The sequence below is a fragment of the Pseudomonas sp. GL_103 genome, from assembly GCF_057835175.1.
Genome location: NZ_CM174420.1, coordinates 2,201,693 through 2,218,391, shown reverse-complemented (window position 1 = coordinate 2,218,391; position 16,699 = coordinate 2,201,693). Strand labels below are relative to the sequence as shown.

12 protein-coding genes and 1 pseudogene are annotated in these 16,699 nt (G+C 58.4%); 8 read left to right on the top strand and 5 right to left on the bottom strand.

From position 1 onward, the window contains the following. Positions 1 to 85: 85 nt before the first annotated feature. The 4 genes and pseudogenes from AC3IP0_RS10085 to AC3IP0_RS10070 all read left to right on the top strand — a co-directional run bounded on the left by AC3IP0_RS10085 (position 86) and on the right by AC3IP0_RS10070 (position 6,138). Positions 86 to 1,408 carry a tyrosine-type recombinase/integrase gene (locus AC3IP0_RS10085; protein WP_489327299.1) on the top strand — a complete coding sequence of 441 codons (1,323 nt, stop codon included), beginning with the start codon at positions 86 to 88 and terminating at the stop codon, positions 1,406 to 1,408. A gap of 911 nt (positions 1,409 to 2,319) precedes the next feature. Continuing rightward, on the top strand, positions 2,320 to 3,297 hold the full coding sequence (locus AC3IP0_RS10080) for an integrase domain-containing protein (protein ID WP_489327297.1): 978 nt from the start codon (positions 2,320 to 2,322) through the stop codon (positions 3,295 to 3,297). Next, positions 3,294 to 3,569 (top strand): annotated as a pseudogene (locus AC3IP0_RS10075) (hypothetical protein). The gene AC3IP0_RS10080 and the pseudogene AC3IP0_RS10075 overlap by 4 nt, the downstream one beginning before the upstream one ends. 196 nt (positions 3,570 to 3,765) lie before the next feature. Further along, positions 3,766 to 6,138 (top strand): TOTE conflict system archaeo-eukaryotic primase domain-containing protein, encoded by a 2,373-nt coding sequence (locus AC3IP0_RS10070; protein WP_489327295.1) that lies wholly within the window; start codon positions 3,766 to 3,768, stop codon positions 6,136 to 6,138. A gap of 970 nt (positions 6,139 to 7,108) precedes the next feature. On the opposite strand, the gene AC3IP0_RS10065 is transcribed toward AC3IP0_RS10070, so the two are convergent. Continuing rightward, positions 7,109 to 8,626, bottom strand: a complete 1,518-nt coding sequence (locus AC3IP0_RS10065) for a nucleobase:cation symporter-2 family protein (protein ID WP_489327293.1) — start codon at positions 8,624 to 8,626, stop codon at positions 7,109 to 7,111. Between the two features lie 255 nt (positions 8,627 to 8,881). Here AC3IP0_RS10065 and AC3IP0_RS10060 point away from each other — a divergent pair, with 255 nt between their 5' ends. Both AC3IP0_RS10060 and AC3IP0_RS10055 read left to right on the top strand, forming a co-directional pair. Then, positions 8,882 to 9,163 carry a BrnT family toxin gene (locus AC3IP0_RS10060; protein WP_489327291.1) on the top strand — a complete coding sequence of 94 codons (282 nt, stop codon included), beginning with the start codon at positions 8,882 to 8,884 and terminating at the stop codon, positions 9,161 to 9,163. 3 nt (positions 9,164 to 9,166) lie between these two features. After that, on the top strand, positions 9,167 to 9,472 hold the full coding sequence (locus AC3IP0_RS10055) for a BrnA antitoxin family protein (RefSeq protein WP_489327289.1): 306 nt from the start codon (positions 9,167 to 9,169) through the stop codon (positions 9,470 to 9,472). 58 nt (positions 9,473 to 9,530) lie between these two features. Here AC3IP0_RS10055 and AC3IP0_RS10050 read toward each other — a convergent pair whose 3' ends face one another. Further along, positions 9,531 to 10,358 (bottom strand): arylamine N-acetyltransferase family protein, encoded by an 828-nt coding sequence (locus AC3IP0_RS10050; RefSeq protein WP_489327287.1) that lies wholly within the window; start codon positions 10,356 to 10,358, stop codon positions 9,531 to 9,533. A gap of 361 nt (positions 10,359 to 10,719) precedes the next feature. On the opposite strand from AC3IP0_RS10050, the gene AC3IP0_RS10045 reads away from it, so the two are divergent. Next, entirely contained in the window at positions 10,720 to 11,046 is a 327-nt protein-coding gene (locus tag AC3IP0_RS10045) for a hypothetical protein (RefSeq protein ID WP_489319104.1), read from the top strand. A gap of 35 nt (positions 11,047 to 11,081) precedes the next feature. Here AC3IP0_RS10045 and AC3IP0_RS10040 read toward each other — a convergent pair whose 3' ends face one another. Both AC3IP0_RS10040 and AC3IP0_RS10035 read right to left on the bottom strand, forming a co-directional pair. Next, complete coding sequence (locus tag AC3IP0_RS10040; protein WP_489327286.1) at positions 11,082 to 12,488, bottom strand: DUF1254 domain-containing protein; 1,407 nt, start codon at positions 12,486 to 12,488, stop codon at positions 11,082 to 11,084. A 112-nt stretch (positions 12,489 to 12,600) separates the two neighbouring features. Further along, positions 12,601 to 14,172: a sensor domain-containing diguanylate cyclase gene (locus tag AC3IP0_RS10035; protein ID WP_489327284.1), complete on the bottom strand. Its 1,572-nt coding sequence runs from the start codon at positions 14,170 to 14,172 to the stop codon at positions 12,601 to 12,603. Between the two features lie 213 nt (positions 14,173 to 14,385). On the opposite strand from AC3IP0_RS10035, the gene AC3IP0_RS10030 reads away from it, so the two are divergent. Beyond that, positions 14,386 to 14,853, top strand: coding sequence for a hypothetical protein (locus tag AC3IP0_RS10030; protein ID WP_489319101.1), 468 nt, complete (start codon positions 14,386 to 14,388; stop codon positions 14,851 to 14,853). A gap of 85 nt (positions 14,854 to 14,938) precedes the next feature. Here AC3IP0_RS10030 and AC3IP0_RS10025 read toward each other — a convergent pair whose 3' ends face one another. Beyond that, entirely contained in the window at positions 14,939 to 16,693 is a 1,755-nt protein-coding gene (locus AC3IP0_RS10025; RefSeq protein WP_489327282.1) for a L,D-transpeptidase family protein, read from the bottom strand. Positions 16,694 to 16,699 lie beyond the last annotated feature (6 nt).

Below are 16,699 nucleotides of genomic sequence, written 5' to 3'. Positions count from 1 at the left end.
GCGTTCTGTCGGATTCCGGTGGATACCAGCCATTTTAAGGGTAGAGTTTGGGATAAAGGTCAGTTCGATAAAAGGGAGTACCCTTATGTCGCGCACTACTGCTCCACTCTCCGACGCCGCTTGCCGTTCGGCCAAGCCCACAGACCGCGCCTACAAGCTTTTCGACGGCGACGGCCTTTACCTTCTAGTCCAACCCAATGGCCGCAAAGGCTGGCGTCTCAGATACGTCAAACCTGATGGCCGGGAAGGACTGACCTCATTCGGCAACTACCCCATCGTTGGCCTCGCGGATGCGCGCCGCAAGCGCTTGGAGGTCAAGCGAATGCTGGCGGATGGCATTGACCCTATAGGAGCCAAGAACCAAGCCAAGACGGACGCTCTGATCAAAGGCCGCACCTTTGAAAGCGTTGCCCTCGGCTGGCACACGGAAATGTCAGCCAAGTGGGCACCGGACTATTCCAAGACAGTGATGAGTCGCCTCAAAACTCATCTCTTCCCGCTGATCGGCGCCCGCGCCATTGTCGACCTTGATACCCACGACCTTATGCGGCCCCTGGACGCGATTAAGAAGCGCGGAACGATAGATATTGCTTTAAGGGTACAAAACTACCTGCAGAGCATCATGCGCGAGGCAAAGCGCCTCCGGCTTATCACCGTAAACCCTGCTTACGACCTCGTAGGCTCGATCAAAGCCTCGCGGGTCGTCCACCGCCCCGCCTTATCCTTATCGCGCTTGCCTGAATTGCAGGAACGGATCGACACCTATAAAGGCCGCGCACTTACCCGGCTGACGGTCTTGCTGTCGCTGCACGTGTTTGTACGCTCCAGCGAGCTGCGCTTCGCCCGCTGGAGCGAGTTCGACCTCAAACGTGGCGTCTGGGAAATACCCGACACGCGACCAGCGTTGGAAGGCGTACCCTTTTCCACAAGGGGTACGAAGATGGCAGGCGATATCCATCTTGTACCCTTATCGCCGCAAGCGATCGCCCTGCTCGAGCAGATCCACGCAATCACAGGCAAATTTGACTTGGTGTTCGCAGGCGATACCAAGTCTTGGAAACCAATGTCCGAAAACACGGTGAACAGCGCGCTTCGGAAGATGGGGTACGACACCAAATCCGAGATCTGTGGGCATGGGTTTCGTTCGATGGCCTGCAGCGCACTGATCGAGTCAGGTTTGTGGACGGACACAGCCATCGAGCGGCAGATGAGCCACAAGGAACGCAACAACGTCCGCGCCGCTTACATCCACAAGGCCGAGTTCATCGAGGAGCGCAGGCTGATCATGAACTGGTGGAGTCGCTACCTTGAGGCTAATCAGCAGAAGCATGTCAGCCCACGCGAATTCGCCAATCAGACGGGTGCCAATGTCACTCGCCTAAAAGCAAAACGTGGCGCAACTGAGTAAGCGCTCGGTCCTCATATCTCAGTGATCCGTTTGTCCACGCGGGTCCATCCAAACAGGGCTGCAAAGCCGCCCTGTTTGGATGGACCTCACTTAAAAAATCTAAAGCCCACGCAATTGTCTGTGGAAAACCACTGATTTCCATTAGTGGATAATTTCATCCACAGCCGCAGAACTCCCGAAAATTCGAGCCTTGACCCTAATTCTCCACAGGCGTAGAAAAGGTCGGGCAAAGCGCTGTCGCTGACAGCAACCCAGGTAGCCAAAACCTTTAAGGCTACGCCACACCGTGGTGGTTCTCCCAAAGTGCGATTAGCGTCCGGCGGCTCGCACGGTCACTCACCGAGTGATGGATGCCCACTTCAGATCATTGCCATTGCGGCAAATACATCCCCCTACCCAACTGCCCTGCAGCAACCTATCCGCGTGGCCATTTCATTGCGCCAACCTGCGCCCGTCTCTTTCTCCCGGAAAGAGACGGGCGCTCCTACCGCTGCTGCAGCCCACCTCGTACCAGGCTTTGCGGCATTCCCCCTCGTGACAATCGGCGTGACAAACACCGAAGTCACCAGCAACAGCGATGCCGATGATGGTGCCGCAGCCCACGGAATGGACTGCACCTGACTGGCAGTCAGGTATGCCCCGGTCGTCGCTTCACTGCCTTCACCTGACTCAGGATCTCGCGGCGCTGGTCTCGTCAGCCAATGCAGCCTCCACCCGCCCACTTCCTCGGAAGTGTTCAGGAGGCCAGATCATGAGATGCCCAAGCTCCCGGTCGTAAGGAGCCGCCAGTCCCGCGTTAGTGGACAACCCTCACAGGTCGCAGGGGCCTTGATCCCTGATAACACTCAACATTCTTGGCGGGATGACGTGGGGGAAGGTTTTAAGAGTTTGGCTTCGAGAGGAATGTGATCATGGTGTTGGTCGGTAGACGGGATGGGCGCAATTTTGGCTATGGTCGGCAACTGAGCTATGCCGGGCCGCAAGCGCTAAAAGATCTGTTTGGCGGCGGGCATTACGGCACGGTGAAGGCGCACGGTGATCGCTGGCAGGCGTTCGTGCGCTGGTGTCGGTCGGAGGATGGCCCGGGATTTAATGACGCACGGCAGATTGATCGGCAGACCTTGCTGGATTACGCGGCGCATCTGCGTCACCTGGTTGAGCGCAGCGATCTCGCCATCGCTACCGCACAAAATCGACTGTCCAGCGTCAACCGAACCATGGCTGCGCTTCGCGGTGATCAATATGTGAAAGTGCCAAGTCCGAGCAATGCTTTGGGAGCGCAGCGCATCACTGTGCGCACGACAAATCCTCAAGGCCAAGATCACGAACACGTGATGCGCATCGTCGAAGCGCTCCGCGAAGAGCATCCGCGTGCCGCCGCCATCGCACAATTGGCACGTGCCACTGGCATGCGTCTGCGCGAAGCGATTCTGGCCGACCTACCGCGACTCAAGCGTGAAGCCGAACACTACGACAAGATCAACATCCAGGACGGCACCAAAGGTGGCCGCGGCGGCGTAACCGCGCCTCGTTGGATCACGCTGGATGACCATATTCGCGAAGCGCTCAGGTACGCCGAACAGATCTCACCCGACGGTAGCCGCAACCTGCTGGCACCGAACGAGAGCTACCTCGATTTCCAACGGGAAATCGTCCGCCCCGCCCGACACATCCTCCATCAGCACAACCTCAAAGGTTTCCACGAACTGAGCGCGGCTTATGCGTGCAAACGCTATGAGCAGATCACCCATCACCTAGCGCCCATCAACGGTGGCAGGTGCAGGCGCCTCGATCCACGCCTTGATCGAGAGGCACGCTTACAAATCAGCTATGAGCTGGGACACGGTCGAATCGACGTGGTATCGGCGTACATCGGTGGTCGGGTATGAATAAACCATTCGATATGGAGATCTTCTTGGCTGGGGCACTGACTGGCGCATATGCTACACGCGAACGTCACATCCGCCAGGCCAAGACTATTCAAGCAGCCATTTCTGAACGCTGGAACCGAGATAATCTATGGACATGGCAACGAAAACATCTCGTTTAGTTTTTGAACCACCACATGAACTCAAACTCGAAATCGACGCGCTACTACTACCTGCTGACCACAAACCTGATCACTCTGCGCCTAGGAAAATCCTGGAATTTTCCACGCTAGCCGAATGCCAGCAACTGCGCGCTCTGTATCCCTCACCGGCAGATTGAGCCAGCCAACGATTTGATTGGGATTAGGGTGGACCTCTTGAGCTCCTGAACCAAACCTCTGTTGTTTGATAACCTCTATGTTTTACTGATGGACTGAGGGTTGTAGCTCGAGGCTACAGGCTTCACCTGAGACGTAGAGGCTAAAGGCGGTGATAGACACTAGTCTGGTGGCGAAGCTAAGGGCTGAGAATGCAAGATTGGTTGCCTTGCTGGATGCTCATGGCATCGATTGGCGCCCGCCTGCTGAGCCAGTCAAGATAGCGATTGTCCAAGCAGAACAATCACAGCAACTCGATACTGAAGGGAAGCTTGCCCTATTCCGAAGCTTGTTTCGTGGTAGGACGGACGTTTATCCCATCCGCTGGGAAAGCAAGGCAGGCAAATCAGGATACGCACCCGCTTGCGCAAACGAATGGAGGCCTGGCGTTTGTGAGAAGCCCCGAATTAAATGTGGCGACTGCGGTAACCGCCAGCTGCTTCCGCTGACCGATGATGTGGTCTATCGCCATCTGGCGGGCGAAGTGGTCGTTGGTATCTACCCCCTACTCTCTGATGACACTTGTTATTTTTTGGCAGTCGACTTCGATGAGGCCGAATGGCGTGATGATTCCAAAGCTTTTGTGCAGTCATGCCATGAGCTGAACGTCCCGATGGCGCTGGAAATATCGCGCTCAGGCCAAGGGGCTCATGGCTGGATTTTCTTTGAGCGTAATGTTCCTGCCTGCGATGCGCGCCGCCTCGGTGCCGCAATCATCAGTCATGCCTGTGAGCGCACCCGCCAGTTGGCGCTCAGCTCCTATGATCGACTGTTTCCAAACCAGGACTATATGCCCAAAGGCGGCTTTGGAAATCTCATCGCGCTCCCTTTACAAAAGCGGGCCAGGGCCCAAAACAATAGCGTTTTTGTAGACGACTCGCTTGAGCCTCATCCTGATCAATGGGCCTTCCTGGCATCGATTCAGCGCATGAGTCCAGAAGATATCCAGCCCGTTATTATCCAGGCGATGGGTAATCGGGACCCTCTAGGGATCGCCTATATCGATGACGAAGGTGATGCAGAACCTTGGAAAGATCGTGAATCGAGATCACGTAAATTGACATGCCCGTTGCCTGCTGCTGTCAACATCACGCTGGTTAACTTAATTTACTTTGAAAAGTCGGAATTGCCACAGCCATTGGCAAACCAGCTTGTCCGGCTCGCTGCCTTTCAAAATCCCGAGTTCTACAAAGCTCAGGCCATGCGCATGTCAGTGTGGAACAAGCCAAGAATTATCGGCTGTGCCCAGAACTTCCCCAAACATATTGCGTTACCACGTGGCTGTTTGGATGCTGCGCTGGAGCTTTTAGGGGAAAACGGGGTTACCCCTATTCTTAAAGACGAACGCTTCGCGGGCGACCCCATCGACGTGAGTTTTCTCGGGACCCTGCGTTCTGACCAAGAGGCTGCTGTGAGCGCAATGCTAAGTCATGACACCGGTATCCTCTGCGCACCGACAGCTTTCGGTAAAACGGTGAGTGCTGCTGCGTTGATTGCCGCACGTGGCATTAACACGTTGGTGCTTGTGCATCGGACGGAACTGTTAAGGCAGTGGCAAGAGCGCTTGCAGGCGTTCTTGGGAGTCGGGAATGGTGTCGTTGGTACTCTTGGGGGCGGAAAAGCGAAGCTTACCGGCATCATCGACATTGCCGTAATGCAGTCGTTATCGCGAAAAGGCGAGATCAGCGATCATGTAAAAAACTACGGCCAGATCATCGTTGATGAGTGTCATCACCTATCAGCAGTGTCATTCGAGGCACTACTGAGGAGCGCGACCGCGCGGTACGTGCTGGGACTCACGGCAACCCCAGTGCGCCGAGATGGGCAGCAGCCTATTATTTTCATGCAGTGCGGACCGATCCGACATTCTGCTGCTCGGCCAGCGAATGCGCCTCATGACCTATCTGTCGTGCCTCGATTGCTGTCCAAACCAATAGTGGTCCCCGACGGCTTTGGGATTCAGGACGTTTTTCGGCATCTAGCCGACGACTCTGAGCGGACAGCCAAAATCGTCTCGGAGATTGAGCTGGCGTACAGCGAGGGTAGAAAAATTCTAGTGCTTACGGAGCGGACGGAACATGTGGATGCCCTTGAATTAGAATTGAAGCAGCGCGTGCATAACCTTTTCACGCTTCATGGGCGAGTGCCTAAGAAACAGCGCCTTTCCCGTATGCATGAGCTTGAGTCCCTTCCCCCTGATGCTCCACGGGTGCTGTTGGCAACAGGAAAACTAGTAGGTGAAGGCTTCGATCACCCGCCGTTGGACACGCTGGTGCTGGCAATGCCCATCTCATGGAAGGGAATCCTTCAGCAATATGCGGGGCGGTTGCATCGATCGCATGCCGATAAGGCCGACGTGCGAGTGATCGACTTCGTTGACGAGGGTAATGTCGCGCTGCTGAGGATGTGGGATAAGCGCCAGGCGGGTTACAGAGCGATGGGCTACCGTATGGCTGATTCCATGGCCACCATGGACCTACTCTAACTCTAACGTGGTTGACAGTTGATCATCCTATTAAGTGAGACGTGGTTCGTAGGCCTGTTCCCGCCGTGCCGATCGAAGAATTGCTAACTTGGAGGTAGCTATGTCCTCAATTGAGTTTTATGTGCCTGGTGATTATGACAGCCCTTTAACAGCCAGCGGTCGAGGTCGCACTATCGCAGCGTTTCATCTTGCGCAGGGTGACGTTGAGTTTTTGACCAAAGTTACTGAAATGCGTCGCGACGTACTTAATCGTCTCATGAGCCCTTCTGCCGTGAGCTATTGGATCGCTCAGAAATGGCTGGAGAAAGCCCGTGATGTCGGGAGGATTCAGCTTCTGCGACTCACCGCTAAGGGTTTGGTCACATGTAAAAACAGTGTCAATGGCGGAGGAAATGTACCTACAACCGCAGCGCTGGTAGCTCGGTGGAGGGCCAATATGAAACGAGGTGGCGTATCCTCGTTCACGCTAGTTTCGTTTGATCCGATCTCTGACTGAGTAGCCGCTGAGCTTTGGCCAGGTGGCTTTGTTTGTCGAGGCACATACACGCATTCAGACCAGACTGACGACACAGCGTACTTATACAGAAGTCACATCGACCGGTTGAATCCACAGCCAAAGCAGTCACTCGGATATGTTTTCCTCATCCATCACAGTATGGCCTGCGTACGCCACCTTCAGAAGCTTGCTGCCGCCGTGCTCATGGGGTATCGAAAGAACTCCAATAAAAATACGGGCTTGATTAGGATAATCGTAGGGATATGAATACTAAAAATCAGCATAATTTCATTGTAAAACAAATACTTATTTTTTTATTCGAGTCCAGGTCGTGGAGCCAGACAGCAACATCGAAAAGCCCCTGAATCGAAAGATCCAGGGGCTTTTTTGTGGCCGATGAAAAGCCAACTCCTGAAAAGCAAAAAGCCGATCTGTCTATTCGACAGATCGGCCCTTTTTCAGTCGCCGTGAACGTCAGACATGCTCACTGCTTTTAGCGTGCGCCACCCGTGGTTCCGCCACGCCGTGTTCCGATTCCAGCACCGGGATCTCCTTGCCGTCGCAATCGTGCAGTTTACCGGCGCTGAAGTAGTCCCCTTCACGCAACGCCGCCAGATCCTGATAACGCAGCACTCGCTCGGTACCGGCTGCAAACACCGATTGCTGGTCGGAGTTACCGGCGGTGAGGTGGTTGAAAGTCAGGTTCAGCACGATGGCCATGATCGCCGACGAACTGATGCCCGAATGGAAAATGGTCGCGAACCAGCTCGGGAATTGATCGTAGAAGCTCGGTGCCGCGATCGGGATCATGCCGAAGCCGATCGAGGTGGCAACGATGATCAGGTTGACGTTGTTGCGGTAATCGACCTTGGACAAGGTCCGAATGCCGCTGGCTGCGACGGTGCCGAACAGCACGATGCCGGCGCCACCCAGTACGGAGGTCGGTACGGCGGCGATGACCCGGCCCATGAACGGCAGCAGGCCGAGGAGTACCAGGAACAGACCGCCAGTGGCCACCACGTAGCGGCTCTTGATGCCGGTGACCGCCACCAGCCCAACGTTCTGTGCGAAGGCGCTTTGGGTGAAGGAACCGAAGATCGGCGCGAACATGCTCGACAGCATGTCGGCGCGCAGACCGTTGCCCAGGCGCTTGGAGTCAACCTTGGTGCCGATGATCTCACCGACGGCCAGAATGTCCGCCGAGGTCTCCACCAGCGTCACCATCACCACGATGCACATCGACAGGATCGCAGCGAAGTGGAAGGTCGGCATGCCGAAGTGGAACGGCGTCGGGAAGCCGAACATCGGGCCTTGGGTTACGGACGAGAAATCCGCCATGCCGAGGAACACCGCGATCACCGTACCGACGACCATGGCCAGCAGAATCGACAGGCGGGAGATGGTCGCACTGCCGATTTTGCTCAGCAGCAGCACCAGCATCAGCGTTACCGCCGCCAGACCGATGTTCGCCATGCTGCCGAAGTCCGGCGCATGACTGTTACCGCCCATTGCCCAGCGCGCGGCTACCGGCATCAGCGTCAGGCCGATGGTGGTAATCACGATGCCGGTCACCAGCGGCGGGAAGAACTTGGTGATACGTGAGAACACCGGGGTTATCAGTAACCCGATGAGGGACGCCGCTATCACCGCCCCCAGCACCGATTGAAACCCGCCCTCCCCGCCACTGCTGACAATCGCCACCATGGTCGCGACGCCAGAGAAGGATACGCCCTGCACCAGCGGCAATTGACAACCAAAAAACGGTAGGCCCAGGGTTTGCAGCAGCGTTGCCAGCCCCCCCGCAAACAATGAAGCAGCAATCAACAAACCGATGTCCGCCGGCGAGAGCCCGGCCGCCTGGCCGATGATCAATGGCACCGCGACGATACCGCCATACATGGTCAGAACATGTTGCAGGCCATAAGCCATATTCGCGCCGATCCCAAGATTTTCGTCCTCGGGCCGTTGGTGTGAAACATGGGGCGTTTTCATGGAGGGGGTTCCCTGGTTTTTGTTATGCGCACACTGTATGCAAGACATAGGACAAATGTCTATAGAGTTGTATACAACTTATCGGTCACAAAATGGATACTTGTCCATTTCCGCCTGATACCCACCCTCCTGGCCCCGCCAAAAACCTTTGAAATACATCCCTCGCCGCCCACACCCGCGTGCTGGCTAGTCTTTTGAATTCCTGGCGACCATCGGTAAGGCCCGCCCCTTTTTTATACATATAAAGTATGCATAATGAAGTCATTCGAAATTCAGTTCCACAAGGCCAAGAACGCAGCCAACAAGCTCAAGCACCAAGGCATCAGCCTCGCTGAGACTGAACCGGTATTCCATGACGAACGGGCGCTGACCATCGAGGACAACCGCCATGATGAACAACGCTGGATCACCCTGGGGCTGGATGCCAAAGGCCGGTTGCTGGTTGTCGTGTACACCCACCGCGATCCGGATTTCGTTCGAATCATTTCCGCGCGCGCCGCCACCAAAAGCGAGCGCCGTCAGTATCTGGAGGCATGACCGATGAAAGACGAATACGATTTCAGTAACGCCAGGCGCGGGGCCGTGGTGCCCGCCAAAGGCAAGACCCGCATTACCATCATGCTCGATGACGCTGTCATCGAAGCGGCCCGCGCACTGGCAGAACACGAGGGGTACGGCTACCAGACGGCGATCAACAATACTTTGCGCCGAGCCCTGCTCAACGAAGGCAAGACCGTACACCTGAAACAAACCCTCACCCCTGCCGAACTCAAGGGCCTGGAGCAGAAACTGGCAGAGGCCTTGCGCGAAATCCAACGGGTGATGGAGCCGGGTGTTCGCCCCTGAAACACCAAGGGCCGATCAATCGGATCAGCCCATTGCGATGTCCAGGATCAGCCAGCTATTACGGCGCTGCGATCAATCGTTCCAGAGTCCGCGCCAATTGCGCCTGTTCCGGTACGCGAATGCCGAACTCGCTGCCCAGCAGGCCAATCAATTCCTGAACATCCGTCACCTCCCGCCGCTCGCTGTCATGGCCAACCCGGTGAATCGCGAAGCTGCCATTGTTGAGCGTGCGCCGCCAGCCCTCCCCGGTGCGCGCCACCATCAACTGCTTGACGAAAGACGACTCGGGGTGGGTCGAGACGTACCAGTTGCCCACAGCGAAATCGATATCTTCCTGGCGTTGCAAGTCGAAGATGTACATCGCTCGCCATTCGCCCGCAACGTTGGCGCGCAGGGTAAAGCCGTCGACGTGCAGGTCGATGCGATACGGCTCGTGCGGGGTGGATTGCTCGGCGCGGGTATCGAGCAACAGGGGCGCGGTCGGCACCATGCCGCCGAAGCCGACGTCGGTGATGTAGCGCACGTCATTGATGATGACCAGGCTCAGGCGATGGGTCCGGGCCGTCCAGGCACCCTCCGGCTGGCCCATCACCACCCGGCCGCTGATGGCACGGGCGTCGAAACCCAAATCCTGAAGCAAGGCCAGGAACAGATTGTTGAGTTCGTAGCAGTATCCGCCACGACCATCGTGCAAGACCTTCTGCTCGATGGACGACAAGTCGATCAGCACCGGCTCGCCGGATAATGTGGTGAGGTTTTCAAACGGGAAAACGCCGGTATGGCGCAGTTGCAGTTGGCGCAAGGTTTCCAGGGTCGGTGCCGGAGGTGCATCGAAGCCCAGGCGTCGCAGATACAAAGCAAGGTCGGTCAGGCGTGGCTCGCTCATCGTTCAATCCTTTTGCACGCAAGCGGCGGATTGCTCCGCCAGTGGCCGTTATGTATACGGGATCAAGCACTGCCGCCGACAATTGATTTAGCCAATCACCTTGTGCAGATAATCAACGCCGCTTGCGCGAATCCGGTTCAATCCAGGTCAGCAGCTTCGGCAGCCGTGCGTGCAGGCTATTGACGTTGAACGAAGCGATCCGCAACTTCTTCCTGAACGGGCACTCCTAAGGATGAGGTGCCTCCCCCACTGCGACCCAGTGCCGGTTACGGTCAAGTCCGCACCACTCGTCATCCGGTCGGCACCAACCGTGTGCCCCGTCACACCAACATCAGGTAACGACTCATTCCAGGAGACGAACATGATGAATATCAAAATGACTTCGTTGCTCATGGCCGGATGGTTGTCGGCAACGTCCCTGGCCACCTTTGCGGCACCCGGCGATGGCCCTGGCGCGCCCGGTACGGCACCTGGCGCAACCCGCAACTCAACCCTGCTGCCAGACAACAACAGGCCAAGCTATCCCTCGGGCAACAACAGCAGCAGTCGCGGCCCCAGTTCGTCAAGCGGCAGCACCGGCGTCAATGGTCCGGGCAGTGGCGCGGGCGGTGGCACCGGTGCGCCCGGTGGCGGAACCGGCGGTGCTGGCGGCGGGACAGGTAGCTGGACAGGCCAAAGCCGCCAATGACCTGCCGTCATTGGCGGCTTTTGGTCCCCCGAGGCTTACATCGGCTTGACCGCCGGCGGGTTCCATTTGCCATTCAACACCTCGGCCTTCGGACCGTACAGACGCATGGTCAGGTTGAACGGCCCCTTGGGTGCCGGTAGCCAGTTGGCCTCCAGGTCCTTGCCGGGGCTTTCGTTCTGGAAATAGAGATCCAGCGAGCCATCGGCGTTGTCCTTGAACGGCATCCAGCTACTGACCGCAAAACGATTGAGTGAGTTGGCAACCTGGAACCCTTCCGGGTCATACAGGGTGATCGACCAGAAGGCGTTCACCGGCGGCGCCTCGCCCTTGTTGAAATGCAGCACGTACTTGTTTGCACCCTCGAGCGGCTTGCCGTTGCTGTCGCCGATGTTCAGCGGATAGATCGCGTCCTCGGGCAGGTTGGCACCGAGTCCCATCTGCGTAACGATTGCGCGCTTGAGGTAGTAGTTGCCGTAGACGCCCATGGTGTCGGTGTTCATCGACCAGCCATTGACCTCCCGCGCCAGGGTCGGCACTTTCCAGGTCATCAAGGCCTGCGCATCCTGGGGCACCTTTTGCAGCGCTGCCTGGATTTGCGGATCCAGCGAGTCCATGTTGAACGACTTGCCGGCTTCGATGCCGATCCGTTTGATCTGCGCCAGCATGGGCTGGTCGGTGCTGTGCGGCGGGTTCACCTTCAGCAGCTCGGCAGCGTAAGTGAAATAGTCGGCAGCCGACATGGAATCGACCTGAATCTTCGGCGGCGTTTTCATGTCCACCGCCGGGTCGACCTTCACGGTGACGGTTTCAGACTCCTTGCCCAACCGGGACAACTGCGTCACCGTGTAGCCGGCCTGGATCTTGTGCACCGCCGCGTAATCCGCCGCGCCGTCGGTCTTGGTCCGGCCGATGACCCAGACAAAGGGGGTGGGCGCCGGCAGGTGACTCATCCCGGCGGGCACCGTGCCGGCCCACCCCGGCGGCGTCACCAGAAATTGCCCGGCCTCGGTGCCCGTGGTGCGCCAGCCCGGCGAGGCGAACACGTCAGTCCACATATCCAGCATCGGCAACAGGTAGAAGCGCCCGTCGGTATCCGGCGCGGCGATCACCAGCGGTTCCTTGCTCAAGTCCAGCCAGGCAATCGAATACAAGGTATCGAAATTGGAGCGCACCACCCCTTTGAAATTGGCGGGCGGGTACTGCGGCACACTCACAAACATGTTCATCGGGCCTTTGCCGAACTCCTTGCCCGGCTCGATGTTGGTGAATTGCTTGCGGGTGACGTCCATGCTCAGCAGCGGGTAAAAATAGATGTAGGCATCCACGCCGATCGAGTGAGCTTCTTCGGCGGTGATTTTCGATTGCGCGTGGCTGGCCAGCGGGAAGATGGCAGCGGCTGCGACGGTCAGAGCAACGGCTGTCAACGCTTGGGGTATCAACATGTTGGCGATCGTCCGTGCGAGGGGGAGCCTGCCGGGTTCGGCAGCGCTAACGGAACTCTAGACGATCAATTCCGCCAGGCCCGGGAGACGGACCACCGGCAGCAAAAGCACTTCAGCGGTCGGAGCGCATCAACGCCTCGACACCGCCGGCCATCGACAACGTTGCCACGCGGTTTCGCCCCGAATGCTTGGCCTGATACAACGCCGCATCCGCCCGCTCGACAAACACGTCCATGCTGTCACGCCCCGACGGCACAAACGAATAGCAACCCAGACTGACCGTCACGCAGCCGTTGGGCGAGCCGGTGTGACTGATGTGCCTGTCGATGACGCTGCGACGAATCTGCTCGGCAATCGTCATGGCGCCATGGATGTCGGTGTCCGGCAGCAGCACCGCAAACTCTTCGCCGCCGTAGCGCACCGCCAGATCGGCCTTGCGGTGGCAACAACTCTTCAGCGCGCGTGCCACTTCGGCGAGGCAGTGATCCCCCACCACGTGGCCGTAGGTATCGTTGTAGCGCTTGAAGTAATCGATATCGAGCATGATCAGGCTCAAGGGACTCGCCTGCCGGGCGCCGCGCCCGAACTCGACGTCCAGCGCCCGCTCGAACAGTCGGCGGTTGGCCAGCCCGGTCAGGCTGTCGTGGGTGGCGATCAGCTCCAGCGCTTGCTGGGCCCTGCGCAAATCCGACTCGACCCGCTCGCCAACGCGCACCTGATGCAGGAACACCCACCCGAACAGCCCCACGCCCAGCAACACCAGGGCAACGATGAGGCTGGAGCGAAACGCCGTGTCGTACCAACCCGCGAGAATGGACTCCGTGGACGACGCAGCGGCGACCACCAGCGGATAGCCCTCCAGCTGTCGGTAACCGTACATGCGTGTCACTCCATCGATGATGGACGTGAACATCGCATTGCCGGAGGTGGCCAGAGGCAGGAACTTCTGGAAAATCTCGCTCTGGGCCAGCGACACGCCGATCTGCGCCTCTACAAAAGGTCGACGCGCCAACAAGGTGCCATCGGTCAAACCGAGAAACATCGAGCCGTTGTCGTCGAGGCTGAAGCTTTTGAAGAACTGGTCGAAGTACGACATCTTGATGCCGGCCAGCAACACGCCCTGGAAGTGCCCGTTCCTGTCGTTGACCCGCTTGGAAACCGGAATGATCCATTCGCCATTTTCCCGACTGCGGATGGCCGGGCCGATATGCGCCACCGACGATACGTTCTGCTGGTGATACTTGAAGTACTCGCGATCGGCGACGCCGGGCCCCCGGGGCAGGTTTTCAAACGAGGTCACCACCCACTGGCCTTTCTGGTCGAACAGCAGGATGCCGTGCAACTGATCCAGCGCCAGCACCCGCCGGGCGAAGGTCTGCTGCAAGCGTGGCCGCTGGTCCGGGCCGAATCCGTCGACCTGAATCCAGTCCACCAGGCTGGTCAGCACCAGGTCCGCCTTCATGAAGGTGTCTTCGGCTTGCTGCGCCATGGCCCGCGTCAGGTTCGAAGACGCCACTTGCGCCAGGCTCAGGTCGTGGCGACGGGACTGCTCCAGTTGCAGGTAGAGCAAACCGCACAGGCACAGGCACACCGTGGCAATGAACAATACCGCGGCCTTGCGCAGCGGTATGCGTTTCAATGCGACGCCAGGGGCGTGGACCGGGTCGTTAAAGCGCGTGGGCAAAAGTTCATCCTGTCGGGGGGCAAGGCACGGGCAACGACCCAACGCCCTCAGTCTTCGGGGGGCGTAGTTTACGGGGTTATCCATGCTAAATGGGTGGCCACTTGCCCAGCGGTATCACACCTGCCCGGCCTGAGCTGCAAACATGACCCAGGGCAAGCGCTGCCTGCGCGTCAACGAGCTACGATTAGACAGACCTCAATACAGGGAATCGACATGAGCAAAGCAGACGAGCTCGCCGCAAAATTGAAACAGGCACGGCTGACCAGCGCGGATCAGGCGATCGATGGCTGGCCGGGCCAGGTCTACGAATTGTATCAACGGATAGAGACCTGGCTGCTGCCCTTGACCGAAGCGGGCCTGGTCCTGCGGCGCAACCCCACCCACGTCTTCGAGAGCCACCCCGATGGCGACGCTTACGACTACGCCATCGACCAGTTGATCATCTCCGGCAACGCCCACAGCCTCACCTTTGACCCGGTTGCACGCTTCACCGCCGATGGCGAGGGGCGGGTCGAGATCCACACCACAGGCAATGAACTCGCCCTGTTGCGCACCGTGGACGAACACGGTGAAACACACTGGTGGCTACAAACGATCGAGCAGGCCACCGCGCAGCTGGATGCGGTGGCGCTGACTGAAACCGATCTGCTTGTGGTGGTGCAACAAGGGTTGGCGCTTTAGGGGATTAGCTGAATGCCAGTCTGTTGAGTGCCACAAATCCTGTAGGAGCGAGCCTGCTCGCTCCTACAGCGTCCGTGTCTATTCACTACAGTTGGTTCTGCCCCGTCACCACCAACGGTATCTCTGCGCGACGCAAGTCCAGGGCGGGCAATTTCGTAGGCTGACTCAAGCCCTGCAGCACCCTGGCATCGTAATCATAAATGTCGGGCTTGAACGTCACCCGCCCGTCATTGCTCAGGTCCACGGTCCAGTAGGCCAACAGCACCGGCACTTTCACCGGCAGCAAAACGTTCTCGGTCCTGCCATTGGCCAACTGCTTCTGGATGCCGGCGCTGTTCCAGCGCACCGGGTCGTTAAACAACAGCTCGACCAGTTGCAGCGGGTTTTCCACGCGGATGCAGCCTGAACTGGTGGCCCGGACCGTTTTGGCAAACAGCTCGCGGTGCGGCGTGTCATGCAGGTAAATCGCATAGTCGTTGGGGAAGCGGATCACCACCTGCCCCAGCGAACTGTCAGGCCCGGCATCCTGACGCAGGTGGATGCCTCGCGGATTGCTCCAGTCAACGTCCGACGGGTCGAGTACATTGCCTTCGCGATCAAGCACGCGAATCCGGTTGGCCGCCAGATAACCCGGATCGTTCTGGACTTTCGGAATCACGTCCTGCTTGAGGATGGTCGGCGGCACGGTCCAGGTCGGGTTGAACGTGATGTAGGTGATTTCGGCCTGGAACACCGGCGTACTGCGCACCGGTTTACCGACTTGCACCCGCGAACGCCAGATCGGCAGACCGTCGCGGTACATCGCCACCTTGTATCCGGCGATATCGACGATCACGAACGTGCCCTGAAGCTTGTACAACAGCCAGCGGGCGCGCTCCATGTTGACCCGCACCTGATCGATCCGCGCCTCGACCGGCACGTTCAGCGCCGCCAGCGTCACCGCCCCCGCCACGCCATCGGCCCCCAGGTATTGCTCGGTCTGATACTTCTTCACCGCGGCAATGACCTTGTCGTCGTAACCGGCTTTTTTCGACAGGTGCGCATCCAGGTAACCGCCCGCCACCAGACGCGCACGCAATTGTGCGACCGCCACCCCATCCATCCCGGGCTTGAGCGATTGCCCTTCGGTCACTTTCGGCCAGCCGCCCGCAGCGTGCACCTGGCGCAACCGGGCCAGGCCTTCACGCAAATTGCGGTAAATCACTTCCTGAGGAGGCGCATCGGCGAATGCACGCGCCACGTCATGGGCATCGAGGGCGCTAAACAGGTTGTTCATGTCCTCCCGGGCATTGCCGCCGGCAGGATCGAAATTCCAGTGAATGTCCAGCCGCGACGGATCGACTTTGCCCCGTCGCAGTTGCAGCAGCGCGGTAATGAAGGTGCGGGTCGCCGCCATGTCGAACATCGCCCGTTGCGCGGTGGAAGGCATGGCGGCCACCAGCGACTCATGGGCCTGGGCCAGTTCGGTGATGCGGAAATCCGCCGGATTCAGGCCATCGATCCGGGTGTCTTCCAGGCTTTTGAGTAATTGCGCCACGTCACGATCGTCCGTCCACGCGGCGCGATAGTTGCGATGCATATAGAAATCGAGCACCACCCGGCTGACATCCACCCGCTGATGGCGCCTGGAGGTGAGTAACGGCGGAAAGGCCGACCGCAGCGGTTCCAGCGTCGCCTGAATCGCTTGGCCGACCGCGTCGTCGGGCGCCGCGACATCGATTGCACTGCTCGCCGCAGATACCGGCTCAATCGGCGAAATTTGCCCAAACGCCGCACCGCTGATCAGAAAGCCCATAAAAAAAATGCGGCTTATGACGAATGACCTTGTTAATTGCACCATGGATAA